This is a genomic window from uncultured Maribacter sp., from assembly GCF_947496775.1.
Taxonomy (GTDB): Bacteria; Bacteroidota; Bacteroidia; order Flavobacteriales; family Flavobacteriaceae; genus Maribacter_B.
Genome location: NZ_CANMDU010000012.1, coordinates 16,013 through 35,422, shown reverse-complemented (window position 1 = coordinate 35,422; position 19,410 = coordinate 16,013). Strand labels below are relative to the sequence as shown.

Annotated in this window: 16 protein-coding genes and 3 tRNA genes; 8 read left to right on the top strand and 11 right to left on the bottom strand. The window is 32.5% G+C overall.

All coding sequences use genetic code 11. The features are described from left to right. Positions 1-24: 24 nt before the first annotated feature. The gene (locus Q0856_RS16235) at positions 25-3,228 is read right to left on the bottom strand and encodes an AsmA-like C-terminal region-containing protein (RefSeq protein WP_298506743.1); all 3,204 of its coding nucleotides are present in this window, start codon (positions 3,226-3,228) and stop codon (positions 25-27) included. Positions 3,229-3,418: 190 nt separating this feature from the next. On the opposite strand from Q0856_RS16235, the gene Q0856_RS16230 reads away from it, so the two are divergent. The 3 genes from Q0856_RS16230 to Q0856_RS16220 all read left to right on the top strand — a co-directional run bounded on the left by Q0856_RS16230 (position 3,419) and on the right by Q0856_RS16220 (position 6,983). Continuing rightward, positions 3,419-5,692 (top strand): aconitate hydratase, encoded by a 2,274-nt coding sequence (locus tag Q0856_RS16230; RefSeq protein WP_298506741.1) that lies wholly within the window; start codon positions 3,419-3,421, stop codon positions 5,690-5,692. Between the two features lie 174 nt (positions 5,693-5,866). Further along, positions 5,867-6,421, top strand: coding sequence for a TlpA disulfide reductase family protein (locus tag Q0856_RS16225; RefSeq protein ID WP_298506738.1), 555 nt, complete (start codon positions 5,867-5,869; stop codon positions 6,419-6,421). 1 nt (position 6,422) lies between these two features. Beyond that, positions 6,423-6,983, top strand: coding sequence for a TlpA disulfide reductase family protein (locus Q0856_RS16220; protein ID WP_298506736.1), 561 nt, complete (start codon positions 6,423-6,425; stop codon positions 6,981-6,983). A 40-nt stretch (positions 6,984-7,023) separates the two neighbouring features. Here the strand turns inward: Q0856_RS16220 and Q0856_RS16215 are convergent. Further along, positions 7,024-7,107 (bottom strand) — tRNA-Leu (locus Q0856_RS16215). A gap of 422 nt (positions 7,108-7,529) precedes the next feature. On the opposite strand from Q0856_RS16215, the gene Q0856_RS16210 reads away from it, so the two are divergent. Further along, positions 7,530-8,702, top strand: a complete 1,173-nt coding sequence (locus Q0856_RS16210; RefSeq protein WP_298506734.1) for an aldose epimerase family protein — start codon at positions 7,530-7,532, stop codon at positions 8,700-8,702. A 330-nt stretch (positions 8,703-9,032) separates the two neighbouring features. Continuing rightward, positions 9,033-10,511, top strand: a complete 1,479-nt coding sequence (locus Q0856_RS16205) for an arylsulfatase (RefSeq protein WP_298506732.1) — start codon at positions 9,033-9,035, stop codon at positions 10,509-10,511. A 113-nt stretch (positions 10,512-10,624) separates the two neighbouring features. Here Q0856_RS16205 and Q0856_RS16200 read toward each other — a convergent pair whose 3' ends face one another. From Q0856_RS16200 to Q0856_RS16190, 3 genes are read right to left on the bottom strand one after another with little or no spacing between them, the layout of a single operon-like run. Then, positions 10,625-11,893 carry an FAD-dependent oxidoreductase gene (locus tag Q0856_RS16200; protein WP_298506729.1) on the bottom strand — a complete coding sequence of 423 codons (1,269 nt, stop codon included), beginning with the start codon at positions 11,891-11,893 and terminating at the stop codon, positions 10,625-10,627. Beyond that, positions 11,893-12,201: a 2Fe-2S iron-sulfur cluster-binding protein gene (locus Q0856_RS16195; RefSeq protein ID WP_298506727.1), complete on the bottom strand. Its 309-nt coding sequence runs from the start codon at positions 12,199-12,201 to the stop codon at positions 11,893-11,895. The genes Q0856_RS16200 and Q0856_RS16195 overlap by 1 nt, the downstream gene beginning before the upstream one ends. A gap of 15 nt (positions 12,202-12,216) precedes the next feature. Beyond that, positions 12,217-13,380 carry a cytochrome P450 gene (locus tag Q0856_RS16190; protein ID WP_298506724.1) on the bottom strand — a complete coding sequence of 388 codons (1,164 nt, stop codon included), beginning with the start codon at positions 13,378-13,380 and terminating at the stop codon, positions 12,217-12,219. Positions 13,381-13,601: 221 nt separating this feature from the next. On the opposite strand from Q0856_RS16190, the gene rfbD reads away from it, so the two are divergent. After that, positions 13,602-14,459, top strand: coding sequence for a dTDP-4-dehydrorhamnose reductase (rfbD, locus tag Q0856_RS16185; protein ID WP_298506722.1), 858 nt, complete (start codon positions 13,602-13,604; stop codon positions 14,457-14,459). A gap of 117 nt (positions 14,460-14,576) precedes the next feature. On the opposite strand, the gene Q0856_RS16180 is transcribed toward rfbD, so the two are convergent. Together Q0856_RS16180 and Q0856_RS16175 are read right to left on the bottom strand one after the other, a co-directional pair. Beyond that, a tRNA-Lys gene (locus Q0856_RS16180) sits at positions 14,577-14,649 on the bottom strand. 96 nt (positions 14,650-14,745) lie between these two features. After that, positions 14,746-14,818, bottom strand: a tRNA-Lys gene (locus Q0856_RS16175). Between the two features lie 139 nt (positions 14,819-14,957). Here Q0856_RS16175 and Q0856_RS16170 point away from each other — a divergent pair. Then, on the top strand, positions 14,958-15,473 hold the full coding sequence (locus Q0856_RS16170; RefSeq protein WP_298506720.1) for a shikimate kinase: 516 nt from the start codon (positions 14,958-14,960) through the stop codon (positions 15,471-15,473). On the opposite strand, the gene Q0856_RS16165 is transcribed toward Q0856_RS16170, so the two are convergent. The 3 genes from Q0856_RS16165 to Q0856_RS16155 are packed head-to-tail and all read right to left on the bottom strand — an operon-like array spanning position 15,465 to position 16,916. Then, a complete protein-coding gene (locus Q0856_RS16165) occupies positions 15,465-15,962 on the bottom strand; it encodes a phosphoribosyltransferase family protein (protein WP_298506719.1) in 498 nt (165 codons plus the stop codon). The genes Q0856_RS16170 and Q0856_RS16165 overlap by 9 nt on opposite strands. 14 nt (positions 15,963-15,976) lie before the next feature. Continuing rightward, complete coding sequence (locus Q0856_RS16160) at positions 15,977-16,558, bottom strand: methyltransferase domain-containing protein (protein WP_298472429.1); 582 nt, start codon at positions 16,556-16,558, stop codon at positions 15,977-15,979. Further along, the gene (locus Q0856_RS16155; protein ID WP_298472426.1) at positions 16,545-16,916 is read right to left on the bottom strand and encodes a S4 domain-containing protein; all 372 of its coding nucleotides are present in this window, start codon (positions 16,914-16,916) and stop codon (positions 16,545-16,547) included. The genes Q0856_RS16160 and Q0856_RS16155 overlap by 14 nt, the downstream gene beginning before the upstream one ends. Positions 16,917-16,996: 80 nt before the next feature. On the opposite strand from Q0856_RS16155, the gene Q0856_RS16150 reads away from it, so the two are divergent. Continuing rightward, complete coding sequence (locus Q0856_RS16150; RefSeq protein WP_298506717.1) at positions 16,997-17,845, top strand: peptidylprolyl isomerase; 849 nt, start codon at positions 16,997-16,999, stop codon at positions 17,843-17,845. Positions 17,846-18,096: 251 nt separating this feature from the next. Here Q0856_RS16150 and Q0856_RS16145 read toward each other — a convergent pair whose 3' ends face one another. Then, positions 18,097-19,332, bottom strand: a complete 1,236-nt coding sequence (locus tag Q0856_RS16145; RefSeq protein ID WP_298506714.1) for a helix-turn-helix domain-containing protein — start codon at positions 19,330-19,332, stop codon at positions 18,097-18,099. Between the last annotated feature and the right edge of the window lie 78 nt (positions 19,333-19,410).

Genomic DNA, 19,410 nt, shown 5'->3' with positions numbered 1-19,410 from the left:
ATTTTGTACTTGCCATCCTGCCTTTTATTTAGGATATTTCTCTTTTTTCTTCCCTAAAGACACTTTGTAGTCGTCTATAGTTCCTTTAATTTTTAAATTAAGGTATTTTGTTTTTTGGTTAGCATCTACTTTTACAATTTCATCTTCTTGTTGGGCATTGCTAATACTATCTTTCTTTCCTCCAAACAGTTTTTGCCAAGCCGCTTTTTTTACGGTTTTCCAAGGAATACGTATGGCGTAGTCTATGTTTTGATTATTATCATGCGTACCAGAAAGTTGCATATGCCCTAGAGTAGAAGCAATGGTCATAGCGGGAATGGTAATTTTTCCTTGTTGTATATTTAGGCTATTTTGCAAGGTATCAAACCTAATATTTTGCAAGTTTTTATCCTCCATATAATCGGAAAGTGCTAGCATTGGGTTGTAATTTTTTAATCTTCCGTCTAATACTTGTACATCCATATCTAAAGTAGATTGGTCTAAGTCGGGTATCAAATCTGGATACACTCTAATTTTACCTTTAATTCTAGAAGTAAGCTTTCCTTGTAAATTATCGGAAATGAGATGGTCTTGTCCAAAATTTTCAAACTTAAACAGCAATTTATCCAAATCCACATTATTTAAAACCAAATTGGGTTGCATATAAATATGTTTTGGGTCACTACCATTAAAATACCCGTTTAATTGAATATTTCCTCCTGCGGCATTCATATCTAATGTATCTACATAAAGGTAATGGTTAGGAGTAGTTCTTAAATTGGCTTTAATATTTTGTAAGTCTATTCTATGGTATATAAAATGAGCAATATCTGCCTTGAATTGCATATCTGTAAATGGCAACTCATATACGTTAAATGCATCAGCATGCTCTTTTACATCTTCAGTTTTTGAAGTAACAACTCCTGTTTGTTTTGGCGAACTTGCATCAAAATTAAAAAGGGCATCAAAATCTATATAATTTGCTTTTAGTGCTAAATAATTATCTCTTTTCTTTATTTGTGTATCCTTCCCTAAATAATAGTTAAAATCAAAATTAAAATTGGTAGTCCCTATTTCTCCATGAAAATCTTTTATAACTATATGTTCCTCTCCGTAATGTATATTTCCTTTAAAATCATGAAAACGAAGTGGGTGTAACTTCATTTTGGTGTCTAGCTTATCCAAAGCCAAATCTATAGAATGTAACGAAGAATCTTTATAATGCATGCTAGACGCAAAATGCAATGCCAAATTGTTAAAGGTTTCATGTTGGTACTCTTTGGGAACGTAATTTTCTCCTTTATAAGAAAATAGGTCTTCGAGTTTTAGTTTTTTAGCAGTAAGATTAATATCTAAATCTACCTCTCCGTTAAGCTCTGGTTGCATCCAAAAGCCATAATCATGTATGAGGCCGTTTAAATGAAAATCGCTATCATCTATATAACCTGTAAAATCTACCAATTGCAAGTCTTTATCATCTATTAATACATCGGCATGAAAATCATGTAGTTTATGCGGATAATGCTTTAAGTCTGCATATAAACTATCTATAAAAAACTCTCCTTTTGGTAAATAGGTAGTTTCTGTAAAATCTTTGGCAGAAGTTTTAAAAGAAAGCCCTAAGCTCAAGTCTTTTATTTGTTCGTCGATACCAGTTTGTATAGAATCCTGTTTTGAAAAACCAGTTAGTTGCGAAACATCTATGGTGTTAGAGTTTATATCTAAATGTGCTTTTACAGGAATGTTGGTATGGTGTACTATAGCTGGTAAATTAGAAAGAAAACCACGTATAGATACATCGGTATTACCCATTACTAGTTGAAACTTATGTAATGTTGCTTCCTTGCCATTCATTACTAAATGTACATTTAAATCCTGTAAGGGAGCGGGAAGCTCTTTAGAAGATAGACTCAAATCTTTTACCAATAATTCTGCAAAGTAAGCTTGGTTGAGTTTTTCTAATGCTTTTTCGGGATTATCTATATCTATAATATCATGAAAATTCATTTCTAGAGATACTTTCCCAGAGGCATCTTGTACTTGTTGTAGGTCAAAAAAGTCTGTAACAAAATCAAGATTAAAATTCGAGTTTAGTTGCATGTCGATTTCAGGCGATTCAAAATTCTTTACAAAAAGAGATCCTTTAAATTCTCCCTTTTCTAAAGAGGCGGTCATATTGGTTAAAGAAAATTCCATAGTACTGGTATTTCTATTAGCACCATTTGTAAAATGGCCGTTGAAGCCCATGTTATCTATTTTTTTTCTTTTTTCGGTATTCTCCAAAAAGGCTTTTCCTGCTCCAAAGTTGGCGTTTATAAAAGGTCGGTTTCCTTTGTTAGATGGGCCTTGAATAGTAGCATTAAAATAAATTTCACCTGCATTTTTGTACTTATCTAATATGGGTATTACATCTGTAGGAGCAAAAGCAATAAGCATATCAAAATTGGGTTTTGTTCCTTTTATAGAAAGGTCAAGGTCTACATCATTCTTAGTGTTTATAGAGCCTTCTAGTTCAAAATCCCCATTTTCCATGACAATACCCGATGGTTGTATGTCTAGAATACCAGTGTGTTCATTAAATGCCACATCGGTATGAATTTCAAAATGCTTTTTATGAATAAAAGTGGTATCTCCATCTTTTATTACATTTAATTCAAAATCGGTATCTATATGCCCTGCGATGATACTGTCTGTTTGACTAAAGCCTCCTACGCCCGTATAAATGAATTTTTCAACATCGGTATTGGTAGCTTCATCTAATGTGTGAATATCCAGATTTTTAAATTTAATTTTTTTTAAATGAATACTAGTTGAAGGTGTTTCCGTTTCTTCTGTGCTGGCTAAGGAATTTTGAATATTGGTGGTGTTATTTTCATGAATTACGATATTAAAAACGCCTTCTTCTAGAACTAAAGACTGAATATCATAATTGCCCTTTACAATATCCCATAGATTAAAACCTACAAATATGTCTTTTACGTTTATGATAATAGGTGCATTGTCTTCTTTTGTTTCCAAAACCTGCACATCATATATTTTTATAGAGACATACGGAAAATTGCTAAAAAGAGATAATTCACTTTTGCCAACACGAATAAGACCTTTGTGTTCTTTATTTAGTTTGGTAATTTCTCCTTTAATAATTTCAGATTGGTTACTCTGAATATATAGCATTAACCCCCCTATTAATAGCATTGGAACTAAGATTAATGCTAGTAAAATTCGTTTCCAGAATTTTTTAATCTTCACAGTAGATATTTTTAGGGATTAGGAAAGGTCTGTATTACTAAGAGTAACGAATTCTTGTGAAAAAAATTTTATTTCGAAGAGGATTTAGTTATTAGAGATAACCATGCGAATAGATTACATATTTGCTTTATAAGCATGTGCTAATTTTTGTATATTAGGGTAGTTTAAAAATGGAAAAAAATATAATCTTATGGCATTTGATATTGATATGATAAAAGCTGTGTATTCTGGCATAGCAAAAAGAGTAGATGCGGCGAGGGATGTTGTGGGAAAGCCTTTAACTTTAGCAGAAAAGATTTTATATGCTCATCTATGGGATGGTAAAGCTGAGAAAGCATTTGAAAGGGGTAAAGACTATGTAGATTTTGCTCCGGACCGTATAGCGTGCCAAGATGCAACAGCGCAAATGGCACTATTGCAATTTATGCAGGCTGGTAAAGCAAAAGTCGCTGTACCTACAACAGTACATTGTGATCACTTAATACAAGCGAAAAGTGGCGCAGTAGCAGATTTAAAATCAGCCAATACCACTAGTGCAGAAGTCTTTAATTTTTTAGAATCAGTTTCTAATAAATACGGAATTGGTTTTTGGAAACCTGGAGCGGGTATTATTCATCAAGTAGTTTTAGAAAATTATGCCTTTCCAGGAGGAATGATGATTGGTACGGATTCTCATACTGTAAATGCTGGTGGTTTAGGAATGGTAGCTATTGGTGTTGGTGGCGCAGATGCAGTAGATGTAATGGCAGGAATGGCTTGGGAACTTAAATTCCCTAAATTAATAGGAGTTAAGTTAACAGGAACAATTTCTGGTTGGACAGCTCCTAAAGATGTTATTCTAAGAGTGGCAGAAATTTTAACTGCGAAAGGAGGTACAGGAGCTATTGTAGAATATTTTGGCCCCGGTGCCATATCCTTATCCTGCACTGGAAAAGGAACTATTTGTAATATGGGTGCAGAAATTGGAGCTACTACGTCTACTTTTGGTTATGATGATGCTATGGAACGTTATTTACGAGCTACAGATAGAGCAGATATTGCAGATGCAGCAAATGAGGTTAAGGAATACTTAACTGGTGATGCAGAAGTTTATACAAATCCGGAGGACTATTTTGATGAGGTTATAGAGATTAACTTATCGGAATTAACCCCTTTATTAAATGGCCCTTTTACACCAGATTTATCTACCAAAGTTGGTGCAGATATGAATGTAAAAGCTACAGAGAATGATTGGCCTTTAGCTGTCGAATGGGGACTAATAGGTTCTTGTACCAATTCTTCCTATGAAGATTTGTCTAGAGCGGCTTCCATTGCACAACAGGCTATTGATAAAGGAATAAAAATGAAATCGGAATTAGGAATTAACCCTGGCTCTGAACAAGTACGTTATACAGCAGAACGAGATGGTATACTTAAAGTTTTTGAGAACTTAGATGCTAAAATATTTACGAACGCTTGCGGACCATGTATTGGTCAATGGGCAAGATATAGCGATCCTAAAAATGCACCTAAAAATAGTATTGTGCACTCTTTTAATAGGAATTTTGCTAAACGAGCAGATGGTAACCCAAATACGCACGCTTTTGTTGCTTCGCCAGAAATTACGGCAGCAATAGCTATTTCTGGCAGATTAGATTTTAATCCGATAAAAGATAAGTTAATCAACGAAAAAGGAGAAGAAGTAATGTTTGATGAACCTACCGGATGGGAATTACCTCCAAAAGGATTTGAGGTAAAAGATGCAGGCTTTTTAGCTCCAGATGAAGATGGTTCTGGTGTTGTGGTTAAAGTGTCTCCAGATTCTGAAAGGTTGCAATTGCTAGAGCCTTTTACTCCTATAAAAGATGAGAGCTTACTTGGTGCTAAATTATTAATAAAAGCTTTTGGTAAATGTACAACAGATCATATTTCTATGGCTGGGCCTTGGTTGCGCTTCCGTGGACATTTAGATAATATTTCTAATAACTGTTTAATAGGAGCTGTAAATGCTTTTGGTAAGAAAACAAATTTTGTTAAAAATCAATTAACAAGAGAATATGGTGGTGTTCCAGATACAGCACGAGCATATAAAGCGGCTGGTGTTAGAAGTGTTGTGGTGGGAGATCATAATTACGGAGAAGGTTCTTCGAGAGAGCATGCCGCAATGGAGCCTAGACATTTAGGAGTTGCAGCAGTTATAGTAAAGTCATTCGCTCGTATACATGAGACAAATCTTAAAAAACAGGGTATGTTAGGTTTAACATTTGCCAATGAAAGTGATTACGACTTAATAAAAGAAGACGATACTTTTAATTTTATCGACATTGCAGAATTTGCTCCAAATAAGCAATTAACAATTGAAATTGAACATGCGGATGGGAGTAAGGATGTGGTAATGTTAAATCATACGTATAATGATGCACAAATAGAGTGGTACAGAGAAGGTTCTGCCTTAAATGTTATAAAAATGGAAAATGCTAACTAATTGCTAGTTGTAAATATTTAATAAAAACTCCTGATATTGGTCAGGAGTTTTTTAGTTTTGAAAGATTGATTGAGTAAATCATCTCAAGGTACTCTTGGGAGGTATAAAAGAAATTAATTTTAAACATTTCGATGTAAACATCGGAGTATTAAACCCTCTTGAGGGAATAGACTTATGACAAAGAAAACAATAATTAATGTTTTGCTAATTGCTGCTGTAATTTCTTTTTTTGTTACTCCAGTGGGTTATTATGGAAAAGTATATCTAAATAGACTATTTGCGAAAACTCCGTCAATTATTTTATCCGAAGAAAGAGAACAAATTGCAAATTATGATTGGAAGTTAAAAAATGCGGAATGGCAGTTTTTTAATTTTAATAAGTCAAAAGGAAAAGTTGTTTTTATAAATTTTTGGGCTTCATGGCGATTGCCTTGTGCGGCAGAATTACAAGAGATTCAGGAAGTTTATAATACGTATGGTAATGCGGTAGATTTTTATATAATAACAGATGAAGAGAGAGAGCCGGTAGAGCTTTTTATGAAAAAAAACAAGTTTACATTTCCTGTAACTTATTTAATTATTGGAGGGGATTCCCCTCTTGATGTTTTGGAACCGCCTGCGTCTTATGTTTTAAATAAAAAAGGAGAAATTGTAATTAAAGAAACAGATATAGCAGATTGGGATAATGCAACGATATCTGCTTTGTTAGAGGAGCTAATTAAGGAATAGTATGAAGTTGGATAAAAAACAAATTGGCAATACCCTTTTTGTTCTTTTAGCTGTTGTTTTATTATTTACTCCTTTGGGTTTTCCAGTTAAAGTTTTTGTAAATAGACTACTATCCTTTAGTCCAAATGTTATAGAAGAATCTGAACAACAAAATATAGAGGATTATAACTGGTTGCTGTATGATTCCGATTTAAAAAATTTTAATTTGGAAAATGCAAAAGGTAAAGTAGTGTTTATAAATATATGGGCAACATGGTGTCCTCCTTGCGTTGCCGAAATGCCTAGTATTCAGGAGTTGTATTCCAAATATAATAAGGAAGTTGTTTTTTTAATTATAGCTCAAGATGAAGCTAAAAGGGTTGATTCTTACGTAAAGAAATACAATTATAATTTCCCAATATTTTATCAAAAATCTAACAGCCCAGAGGTATTATCTTTTGATAGAATCCCAACAACCTTTATACTAAATAAAGATGGATATGTCGTGGTTAAGTCCACCGGTTCAGCTAATTGGAATAGTGATTCTGTAAGGGAGTTACTGGACACCTTGTTGTTGCAATAAAAAAAACACTTTAATTATTGTGTAACTAAAGTGCTTTTTGTGCCCACGACTGGAGTCGAACCAGCACGTCCATAAGAACACTACCCCCTCAAGGTAGCACGTCTACCAATTCCGCCACGTGGGCATTAGAATAATGCTTGGCAAAGATAAAAAGCTAGTTGGTATCTCAAAATTTATTCATCTTTAAATGTTAAGAATAAAAAATCTATTTGGGTAATGAGTTAAAAAGTGTTTAAGTTTTTCTTTACAGTTATTTCTATTCGAATATTGTAATTTATTTTAGTACAATTTTCTTTTGTAATAGGATTGAATGAGTATTTATTGGTAAAACAACCTTGTAATTCTTGTATGTCTATCTCCACGTTTTCTGCCCCTGAATTCCCTACAGTATAATTGGTTGAGATGTTCCTCTTGTATGTATAGAAATAGGTTATCTAAAGAAATATGTAGTAGACGTTATATTTGCTATTTTCTTTGGATAACACTATTAATTATTTTTCTTTTGTTTAAAAGTAATTTTGCATGCTAAAATACAGCCTTATAAGTATGAAAAAAGGACCATTTTTTGCAGTGATTTTATTTATAACTCTTTGTGTTATTCAATGCAAAGAAGTAGAAAAAAAGAAGTTAGGCAAAAAAAGTAAAGTTTTTAAATCTATGATTAAAGAAGGAGATTTCAGTGCGATTGTTGATGGAGAAAAGGTTAGTTTGTATAGATTAAAAAACAAAAATGGGGTTGAGGCGGTATTTACTAATTATGGACAATGTTTAGTTTCGCTGCATATTCCCGATAAAAACGGGAACTTCTCTGATGTTGTCTTAGGGTTGTCTAATATAAAGGAATATGTAGGCCCAAAAGGTGGTTTTTTTGGCGCAACTATTGGTAGGTATGGTAATCGTATAGCAAATGGCTCCTTTACATTGAATGGAGAAAAATATAGTTTGGTTAAGAATAACGGAGAAAATCATCTTCATGGCGGCGAAAAAGGTTTTAATGCAGTAGTATGGACAGCAAATGTAATTGGTGAGGATGAAGTGGAATTTACTCGTGTTTCTCCAGATATGGAGGAGGGGTATCCTGGAAATTTATCCGTTTTCGTGAACTATAGATTAACTAGTGACAACGAATTGGTAATAAAATATTCAGCTACTACGGACAAGACAACGCATGTGAATCTTACGCATCATTCCTTTTTTAATTTAAAAGGAGAAGGAGAGGGAGATGTTATGGACCATGTTTTAACATTAAATTCGGAAGAGTTTACGGCCTTAAATAAAAACCAAATACCAACTGGAGAAATAATCAAAGTAAAAGATACTCCATTTGATTTTACTAGTCCTAAGGTAATAGGAGAGGATATAAATAAAAACCATGAACAGTTGGTTATTGGGAATGGTTACGATCATAATTTTATTGTAAAGGAGTTTCCGACTAATAAAAATGGTATTCCTTTTGCAGCAAAAGTAGAAGAGCCGGAATCAGGGAGAATTATGGAGGTTTACACAAATGAACCAGGAATGCAATTATATACTTCTAATTTTTTGGATGGTTCAGTAATAGGTAAGAGTGGTAAACCGTATTTGAAAAGAGGAGCCGTTTGTTTAGAAACGCAGCATTATCCAGACTCCCCAAATCATCCAGAATTTCCATCTACTATTTTAAACCCTGGCGAAACGTATTCTTCTATTTGTATTTATAAGTTTTTGGTTAAAGAATAAATGTAATTTTTAACCTTGCAGTAATTCTGTTCAGTTAATGTAGAGGGGTAACTGCTTTTGGTCAAAGTAAACTAAGTGTAATAAATACCAGAGAAATTAATTCTTTGTGGATGATTACGGGGATTCGGTGTAGGCATAGAAATCCAATATTTAGTGCCTCCAAATAGTAATAAATTGAAAAACCGTAATTTACTAGTATTACTTAATAATAGGTACTTTTAACTTATTACTAGCACAAAAATACATAATTCAGAAAAAAATAATTATCAAGGAAAGGCTAAAGTAATATTAGAAAAATAAAATTCTTTAAAGAGCTTAAAATTTAAATAAATGAGACTAAGAAATTTATGGTTTGTTTTTGCACTAACTGTTTTTTTTATTTCCTGTAAGGAAGCAGTAAAGGAAAAGGTTTTGGAGGAAAATGTAAAACAAAAAAATAAGCCGAATATAATTTATATACTAGCAGACGATTTGGGTTATGGAGATTTAAGCAGCTACGGTCAAAAGAAATTTATGACGCCTAATATTGATAAAATGGCTGCTAATGGAATAAAATTTACAAATCACTATAGTGGAGCAGCGGTATGTGCACCTGCCCGTTCTTCTTTAATGACAGGTCAGCATACAGGACATACACCCATAAGAGGAAATAGAGAAGTACAAGGCGGAGGGCAAACTCCCTTACCAGAAAATGCCATAACTATAGCAGAAATTCTTAAATCTGCAGGTTATGTTACCGGCGCTTTCGGAAAATGGGGTTTAGGTTATACCGGTAGGGAAGGAGATCCAAATGCCCAAGGTTTTGATGAATTTTATGGGTATAATGATCAAAAAATGGCACATAGGTATTACCCTCCTTATCTGTGGCGTAATCAGGAAAAAGATTCTTTAAAAGGAAACGATTGGACGAATAAAGTTACTTATGCCCCTGATGTAATACAAGAAGAAACTATGTATTTTTTAGAAGAGAATAAGGATAAACCTTTTTTTGCATATATACCATTAGTATTGCCTCATGCAGAACTAATATCTCCTAAAGATTCTATTTTTAAAAAGTATGAAGGGAAATTTGCAGAAAAATCGCATTTAATAACATCAGATAACTATACTTCAGACTATGGTCCGGATATGGAATATTATAAGTATTGTTCCCAAAAAGTTCCCAACGCTGTTTATGCTTCTATGGTAGATAGAATGGATGTTTATGTAGGACAGATTATTGATAAAGTGAACGATTTGGGAATAGCTGATAATACTATTATAATGTTTGCTAGTGATAATGGAGCACATGGAGAAGGAGGAGCTGATATAGATTTCTTTAATAGTAGTGGAGGTTTGCGAGGAAAAAAAAGAGATTTGTACGATGGGGGTATTCGTTCACCCTTCATAGTACTATGGCCAGGAAAAATTAAAAAAGGAACATCAACAGAACACCTATCTGCTTTTTGGGATGTAGTGCCAACAGTAGCAGAAATTGCAGGAATTGTTTCTCTTAAAAATACAGACGGAATTTCTTTTTTACCTTCTTTATTGGGAATGAAAGGGCAACAAAAACATAAATATTTATACTGGGAATTTGCCATAAAAGGAGGGAGGCAAGCTATACGTATAGACGACTGGAAAGGAGTTGTTTATAATGCTTTTGAAGGAGAGAAAAGCAATTTAGAGCTATATAATTTATATGTAGATGTTAAAGAAGAACATAATGTAGCAAAGGAACATCCAGAGATAGTTGCAGAAATGAAAGAGCTTTTGGCGTCATCCAGGACACCATCTGGTATTTTTCCTTTACACAGAAAGGAGAGGTAAAAATGACCATATCTGTTTAGAGTCAGAGTTAATGGTTTTTTTAACTTAGTTAATAAATCGGCCTTTTTAAAGACCGATTTATTTGTTTTAAGATTTTTTTTATCCTAAAAAAGTTATTCTAGTAGTAGATTATTAGGCTTAAAAGCCGTTTCTGGATTGGCGAGTTTCTGTTTGTTAACCTTTAGGTTTCCTTTTATAAATTTAGTGCCAATAACATAGGCCTTAGCATTATTTACAGCGTCAACTGCCAAAAGGGTTTCATCCTTAAAATACCAAACAGAAAAACTATCTCCGTAAGTACCCTCTCCGGATTCTTTTCTTAGTATTATCTGGTTGTATCCTTGAGAAAGACCTACCATTTGTAGTTTCACATTGTATTGGTCCGACCAAAACCAAGGAATAGTATCGTATATAATCTCTTTACAGCAAAGAGTAGCAGCGGTGACTTTTGCTTGGTCTATTGCATTTTGTACTGATTCTAATCGTAGATATTTATCATAATGTGGGTTATAATGGTAAGAACAATCTCCAATAGCAAAAATATCAGGGTCATTTGTTCTGGTGTTTTCGTCTACACAAATACCATTTTTGCATAAAATTCCTGCTTGCTCGGCAAGCTCTTTGTTTACAAAAATACCTACACCAACAATAACAATATCTGCAATATAGCTTGTGTTATCAGCGCAAAGAATTGTGTTTTTATCGTTTTTGTACTCTATTTTATTAACATTTTTAGAGGTAATAATATCCACACCATTTTCGTTATGGATTAGTTGAAAGAAAGAGGACATTTCAGGGGCTGTTACTCTTGCTAATATCCTTTTTTCTCTTTCTAATACAGTAACTGTTGCACCAAGTTTTTTTAATGAAGCAGCTGTTTCTAATCCAATATACCCACCACCAATAATAACTACTCTTTTAGTGATGCTTTTTGATAATGCTTCGCGAATGTTGTTTATATCTGCGGCAGTTCGTATTGGGAATATATTTTTAGCGGTTTCTATTCCAGGGATGGGTGGAATAATTGGTCTTGCTCCAGAGGCTATTACTAATTTATCATAAGATTGTAAAGAACCATTTCCGAGTACTATTTTTTTGTTTTCTCGATTAATTTCTTTTACAGTACTTCCTAAATGCAGAGCAATGTTTTCCGATTTATAGCTTTCAGAAGATCTAAGTTGGTTTTTTTCTATAGTATCTCCACTAGTTAAATACGCTTTGGAAAGAGGTGGGCGATGATATGGTAATTCTGGATCGGTATCATACAGATGAATATCTCCTGACCAACCTTCTCTTCGTAATCCAAAAGCTAAATTAACACCAGCATGGCTTGCTCCAATAATAACGCAAGTTTCATTTTCTTTTTTGGGGGTATTATTCATTATTTTGCAACTTTCAATACAACGCCATCAATAGCATCACTTATCTCTAACTGGCAGCATAGACGGCTGTATTCATCCGTATTGTCGTCTAATTCTAACATGTCCATTTCTATTTCACTTGCCTCTCCTGTTTTTGCCATATTTTCAGGGGTTACATGTACATGACAAGTGGCGCAGGAGCAAACACCACCACAATCTCCGTCAATACCTTTAATATTATTTTCAACAGCTAAAGCCATTACAGAACCAGTAGTTCCTTCTAGGGTTATTTTTTCGTTGTCGCTTGTTATAAATGTAATTTTTGCCATAATAGAGTAGTTGTTTTAAATAGTTTTAGGATTAAATTTTACGTGGATACTGTCATAACCAACTTTGCGCTTAAATTGGTCTAAATCTTCTATGTTTTCTTTGTAATCTAAAATGTCTATAGATTGTATTTTGTTAGATAATGTTTTTAATAATATGCGCATTATTTGGCGAGCATGAGTAGCACCTAAACAGTTATGGTGACTAAAGCCAAAACCTACATGCGGATTAATTTTTCTGTCTAGAATAATCTCATTTGGATTTTCAAAAACTTTTTCATCTCTGTTTGCTGATGCCCAGCATAAAGAAACGCGACTATTAGCCTTAGCTGCATGTTCGCATACATATGTATCTTCGGTAACTACGCGTCCCATTTGCGTTAAAGGCGAAAAATAGCGAATTAACTCTTCCACAGCATTACCTATTATTTCTGGTTCTTTTTGAATGCGTTGTAAAGATTCTGGGTGCTCTGAAAAATAAGCTATTGAATTGGTTACAGCATTAATAACCGTGTCTCTACCGCCAGCGAAAGTTAAGACCATAATGCCTTTAATTTCTTCCTTTGTAAGCTTTCTTCCCTGAAACTCAGAATTTACAAGTTTTGTAAATAAATTTTCAGAAGGGCTATTAATTGCTTCTTCAATTTGATTTTCTATATAATCGTACAAAACCGTTGCTTTATCACCATCTAAAGCTTCTCCTTCACTTCTAAATACATGTGTTCCCCAAGAAATCCATGTTTCGGCCTCAGAAGCATCACTATTAATTAGTAATGTTAATGCATTAGATTGTAATGGTAAAGAAAATTCAGTAACCACTTCTATACTTTCTTTGGTAAGAGCATGCTCTACTATAGACGTTATAATTGCAGTTAATTTCTTTTCATATTCCGCTTGTAATGGTCTTCTAAACCATGGTTCTATAATAGCTCTATAATCTTTATGTTCAGGTGGGTCAACTTCAAATGGAATTTGGCGCGTATCTCTAATATCTACTTCAGAAGGAATAACAATACGGCCTGGTGTTGCACCAGATTGAAACGTTTTATAATTATGCGCACTTTTACGCACATCTTTATGTCGTAAAAGCATCGTTACTGGATCATTTTGATCGTTCATTTCTCCAAGACCAGTTTCTAATCTAGCTTTCTCAAATGGATCAGTTAGTTTGCTTTTTTCCATATTTTTTACGGTTAAATCTTTATCTATTGTTTGTACGACTCTCTCTGTACAGCAAAAATTGAAAATATTAAATCACATAAAGTTATCTATATTGACCAATTTATAAACGATATTGTATAACCGTGTTTTTTAATTAGTCTTGGATAAAAATTATAGTATTAATTGGTTGTATTACAATTAATAATTTTAAAATCTTAGTTTTGGTTTTTTAAGTTCTTGATATGAAAAAAATACTAGTAACAGGGGGTGATGGACAATTAGCAAGATGCATTAAAGATGTTTCTTCTAAATATGCCGAAGACTTTACTTTTGTATATAGGAATTCTTTGGAGTTAAATATTGCGGATGAAGAAGCTGTTTCTAAAGAATTGGAGTGTGGAACTTACGATTATTGCATTAATTGTGCCGCGTATACTCATGTAGATAATGCAGAGAAGGAAAAAGAAAAAGCTATTTCAGTAAATCATATTGGTTCAAAAAATTTGGCCATTGCCTGTAAAAAGCATGGTACTATGCTCTTACATATATCGACCGATTTTGTTTTTAACGGAATTAAAAGAGTTCCTTACACAGAGGAGGATATAGAAGAACCCTTGAGTGTTTATGGGAGTACAAAACTATTTGGAGAGAAAGAAATTAAGAATAATACGTTTAAATATTTTATAATTAGAACATCATGGCTCTATTCAGAATATGGACATAATTTTATGAAATCCATGTTGAAACTAGGCAAAGAAAAAGAAGAACTTTCTGTAGTTAATGACCAAATAGGAACACCGACTTACGCTAAAGATTTGGCAGAAGTGTTATTGCTTTTTATTGTAAAAGAAAATACAGATTATGGTATTTATAATTATAGTAATGAGGGCACAGCTAGCTGGTATGATTTTGCTACAGCAATTTTTGAAATTAGTAATATTTCAGTAAAAGTTCATCCAATCCCTAGTAAAGAATACCCGTTACCTGCGCAAAGACCAAACTTTAGTGTTTTAGATAAAGCTAAAATAAAAGAAGCTTTAAAAATTGAAATTCCTAATTGGAAGGATAGTTTACTTAAAGCATGTAAAACTTTAAGCTAGACATTAAGCCGTACTACTTTATTAAATATAGCAATATCGTATTTCGGAATAAAAGAAGTTGCAAAATAAAAAAACCTCTAAGAGTTACTAACTCATAAAGGTTTTTTGGTTTTGTAGTGACCTGGCTGGGGCTCGAACCCAGGACCCTCTCCTTAAAAGGGAGATGCTCTACCAACTGAGCTACCAGGTCATAATTTTAAAAGAACTTAGCATGTTTGTGTTTATAAAAACAGCTCACATATTTATATAAAAAAACCTCTTTTTTAAAGAGGCTTTTAATAATCTGTGACCTGGCTGGGGCTCGAACCCAGGACCCTCTCCTTAAAAGGGAGATGCTCTACCAACTGAGCTACCAGGTCATAATTTTAAAGAACTAAAATCCTTAATGCGGGTGCAAATATAATACGTTTAATTAATTTTACAAGTGTATTTTAAAGAAATTTTAAAATTCTTTGAAATGGTTATTAATTAGCTGAATTTTGCATAAAAATAAGCTAAATGAAAATTGTTTTAGTGGGGTATATGGGTAGTGGTAAAACTACTGTAGGTAAGTTACTTGCAAAAAATAAGAATCTTAACTTTATAGATTTAGACGAATATATAGAAGAATCAGAAGGAAAAACTATTCCAGAAATTTTTGAGCAAAAAGGGGAAATTTATTTTAGAAAAAAAGAGTTCCACTATTTGCAAGAAGTACTTTTGTATAAAGATAATGTAGTTCTTTCTACAGGAGGAGGTACTCCTTGTTATACTGGGAATATGGAAGTAATGCTTTCTGCTACAGAAAATGTGTTTTATATTAAAGTGGGAATATCGGAACTTGTTAGTCGCCTTTCTTTAGAAAAGGAACATAGACCTCTAATAAAGAATATTAGTGATAAAGAAATGCCAGAATTTATTGGCAAGCATATGTTCGAGAGGAGTTACTTCTATACTAAAGCGCATCATACAATCAATGTACACAATAATACGGTTAGTGAGGTGGTAGAAAGTATTTCAGATGTTTTAGTCTAAAAACACACGATCGTTACTGCCTTCTAAAACAACATGAACATGTTCTTGTAAAGAAGTAGATAAAGAGATTCCTTTATAATCTGCTTTTACAGGATATTTTTTATGATTTCTGTTAACTAATACTGCTGTTTTTAATTGTTTTAAAGGAGTTTTTAAGAAATGATGAACGCCATAAATTAAAGTGGTACCAGAATTTAAAACATCGTCGACCAAAACAATAGACTTATTTTCGTAGTTAGAAACGCTAATAGATGTTTTAACCTCACTATTTAACGGATTTTTCTTGTTCATATTTACTTTGCATAAAACAATTTCTGCATCTGTAATTTTACGAAGTACACTTTGTATTTTTTTAGCAAGTTTTAATCCAACACCGTCTATACCAGCAATTATTATCTCTTTTTCTTCTACGTTAGCTTCGTATATTTGATAAGAAATACGCTTTATTTTATGTTGAATTTGTTTATGACTTAAAATTGTATTCTCCATGTTCTAACTTAAAATTACTTTTCAAAGATAAAAAACAGTTCCTTACCTGCTCGTGGTAAAATAGAATTTGATGCTTTTTCTAAAATTTTTATAGTAAACAATGGTAAAAATATAGATTTATATTCTTCTAAATTCCCTCCAAATGGAGGGCCTTTTTTTACAAAGTCAAAATTAAATAAGAGGCCTACTAATTTTCCTTTCTTCTTTAATAATCTATACATGGTTGTTACATACTTATTTCGTGAGCTCGGATGAAGAGCGCAAAAGAAAGTTTGTTCTAGGATTAAATCAAAATCGGCTATTTGTAGGTTAAAAAAATCATCCTGAATCAAATGTTCTTTGGGGAAATTAGAAGTGTGGTTTAGAATATATTCTAAAGGTTGCTCAGCAATATCAATAACATACACATTAGTAAAACCGTGCTCATGAAGATAAATAGCTTCGTGCCCTCTACCTGCTCCAGGAATTAAAATTTTAAGATTTTTGTTTGTTAACTGAGTAATATATTCTCTTAAAGGAGTAGAAATGTTTCCAATATCCCATCCAGTATCCTCATTTTTATATCTATTTTCCCAAAATTCTTTATTCAGATTCATCTAAATAGTCTTCAATTTCTCTTCGGTCTTTTTTGGTTGGCCTACCAGTTCCTTTCTTTCTATAATGATCTTTAGCATGTTGTAGCAATTCATCATGTATAAAAGCTTCTTTTGGTGTAGTATCTTTTCTGTATATGTCTACCAGCTTAGCACCAACGCGACTTTTCGGAATATCTAGAACGGTAAGCTCATAATTAATTTGATTCTTGCGAACAATTAATTTATCCATAGGAAATACTTCTCTAGAAGGTTTTACTACTTGTTCGTTTACTTTTATGTGACCTTTTTTACATGCAGTAGTAGCAATATTTCTAGTTTTAAAGTACCGGGTACTCCATAAGTATTTGTCTATGCGCATTTTTGAATTAAAATTCTTTGTTAACGTACTCTACAAAAATAAGGGAAAATTGTATCTTCGGCCTTTAAAATATTTTTTTGATGAAATGGAATAAAATTTTAGTGCTAGTAGCAATTTCTATATTTGCTTGTTCTTGTAATAATGATGATGATGATGGCGGAGTTAACGAGGTTGAACAAAGATTATTGAGTGAAGTAGCATTAGAGAATGATGCGGAAATAGTAGAGTACTTAAAAACACACTTTTATAATTATGAGGAGTTTGCAAATCCACCTGTTGATTTTGATTATAAAATACAAATTGGGGAAATAACAGGAGATAATGCGAATAAAACTCCATTATTTGATCAAGTAGATTTTAAAACAGTTAAAGTTTCTTCCAGTAGGTTTAGAGTATTAGAAGACGAAGGAGATGTTGATCATAAAATATATTTTTTAACAGTTAGAGAAGGTGGAGATAATAGTAAAGAAACAGCAACGGCAGGTGATTCGGCTTATGTTCGGTATCAGGGATTTAAGTTAAGTGGTGAGGTTTTTGATGAATCAAATTATAACATACCGTTTTGGTTCGATTTATCTAATATACAGGCTACAGGAGCCAGAGGATTTACAGAAGGATTGACCTTTTTAAAACCTAGCACTAATGTAATTTCTAATGAAGATGGAACTTTTACAGCGGAAGGGTTTGGAATAGGTATGGTAATAATGCCATCTGGATTGGGGTATTTTGATACTCCACCATCGGGTTCTTCTATTGGTGCATATAGTCCTTTAATATTTAAATTTGATTTGATTACTACAGAAGAACAGGATCATGATAATGATGGTGTGGCATCTATTGACGAAGACTCCAATGGGGATGGATATTTGCTTAATGATGATGCAGATGAAGATGGTACTCCCGATTATTTAGATGCAGATACCAATTAAGAACATAAACTTGAATAAATTTTAAAAACCAGAAAATATTAGTTTTCTGGTTTTTTGCTTGATGAGTGTTTTTAAGTAGGGGAAACAATTTAACTATTATTTACTCTCAAAGGAAAAGAGCAAATAAATGGGAATTATTATTAGGAGAAATTAGAAAGGTAAAATTACTTTCTGGTATGCAAAAAATCTATGGTTACACTATAAGATTTTTTTTATTAGTTTTCAGTCTTGAGAAGAGTTCGTAAACATAACTAAAAGGGTACTACCATTAAAGTTTCTAATTTTAAGTTTGTTCTATTTTTTCCATAAGCATAAAAAATACTGGTAAAGTATTGTTTTCCTTTTAAATATTTTTTATCAAAAGCTTTTACGGAATCTTTATTGGTAAAATAATTTATGGTTGCTTTTACTCCCATGTCATGGTTAGAAAAAAATATGAAACTCTCGTTATTTTGTCCACTAGGAATTCTAGATACAACGGCTATATCCCTGTCGTTCTTAAAATCGGAATAGCTAATGGTTTTGTTCGGAATATTTTTATGATTAGAAAATACAATGTCTTTTCCATTTAATTTAAAATAAGGATTTTCCTCATTAAATATAGATATGAATTTATTTTCATTCTTAAATGGACCAACGTAAATTAAATTACCTTTTTTAATATCCATAAAGGAAGAACTTGAAGAGTATCTAATGGTAAAATCACTGTTAAACTCAGCGAATAAACGCATGAGGTCATGAGATGATTCCGCGCCCATTCCTGTAATGTAATTGTAATCAGAAGGCTTTGTAATATCTTTTAATTCAGGTTTTTTTTCAAGTAACTTATAATAGTCATCAATATTCTTAATGGAATAATCTCTTGTCCATCCTTCTTTTCCAGTAATTGTTTTTCCTTTAATTCCATAAGCATCTCCAATAAATAATGTGTTTTGCTTTTCTTCTAAAAAAAAACCTTCCCAAATTCTAGGAGGTTTATTTGGCAAATTTTTTAGAATAAAAAAAGAGCAGATTAACGCAGTAAATAAATATGGGATACTATTTTTTATTGTAATAAACGATGTTAAGCGTTCTTTCGCTTTTCTTTTTTCAAACCGAACATTATATTGCCCTTTATCTATTTTTATTAACCAATGTAGTAGTTGCCCTTCTGTTTTGTAATAATCATTTAGTTTTTTTCTAAGATTATAAACATTTACCCTAACACGCGTGCTGTTTTTGTCTGTAGTAGGGCGGTCTCCGAAAAACTCAAGATCAATAATATCTTCTTTTACTATATCGCCATTAATACTTGTTTTTACCAAATATCTTAATAAAGCACTGCTTTTAGGTGATTTTTGAAAAGTTTTACTTTTCAATATAGCTTCACACAATTCTATTTTTTTTTCATCAGATAGCATTTGTGTATATTTTTTATGGATCAACTTGTTATATTTAACCGTTACAAATACCGTTAAATCATCGTTAAATATACTGTTTTTGTACATAATTTATAATTTGTAGCTATGTTAATTCATTTTAAATAAATATTGATGAATATTAAATTTTGCAAAGTTGTTTATGTA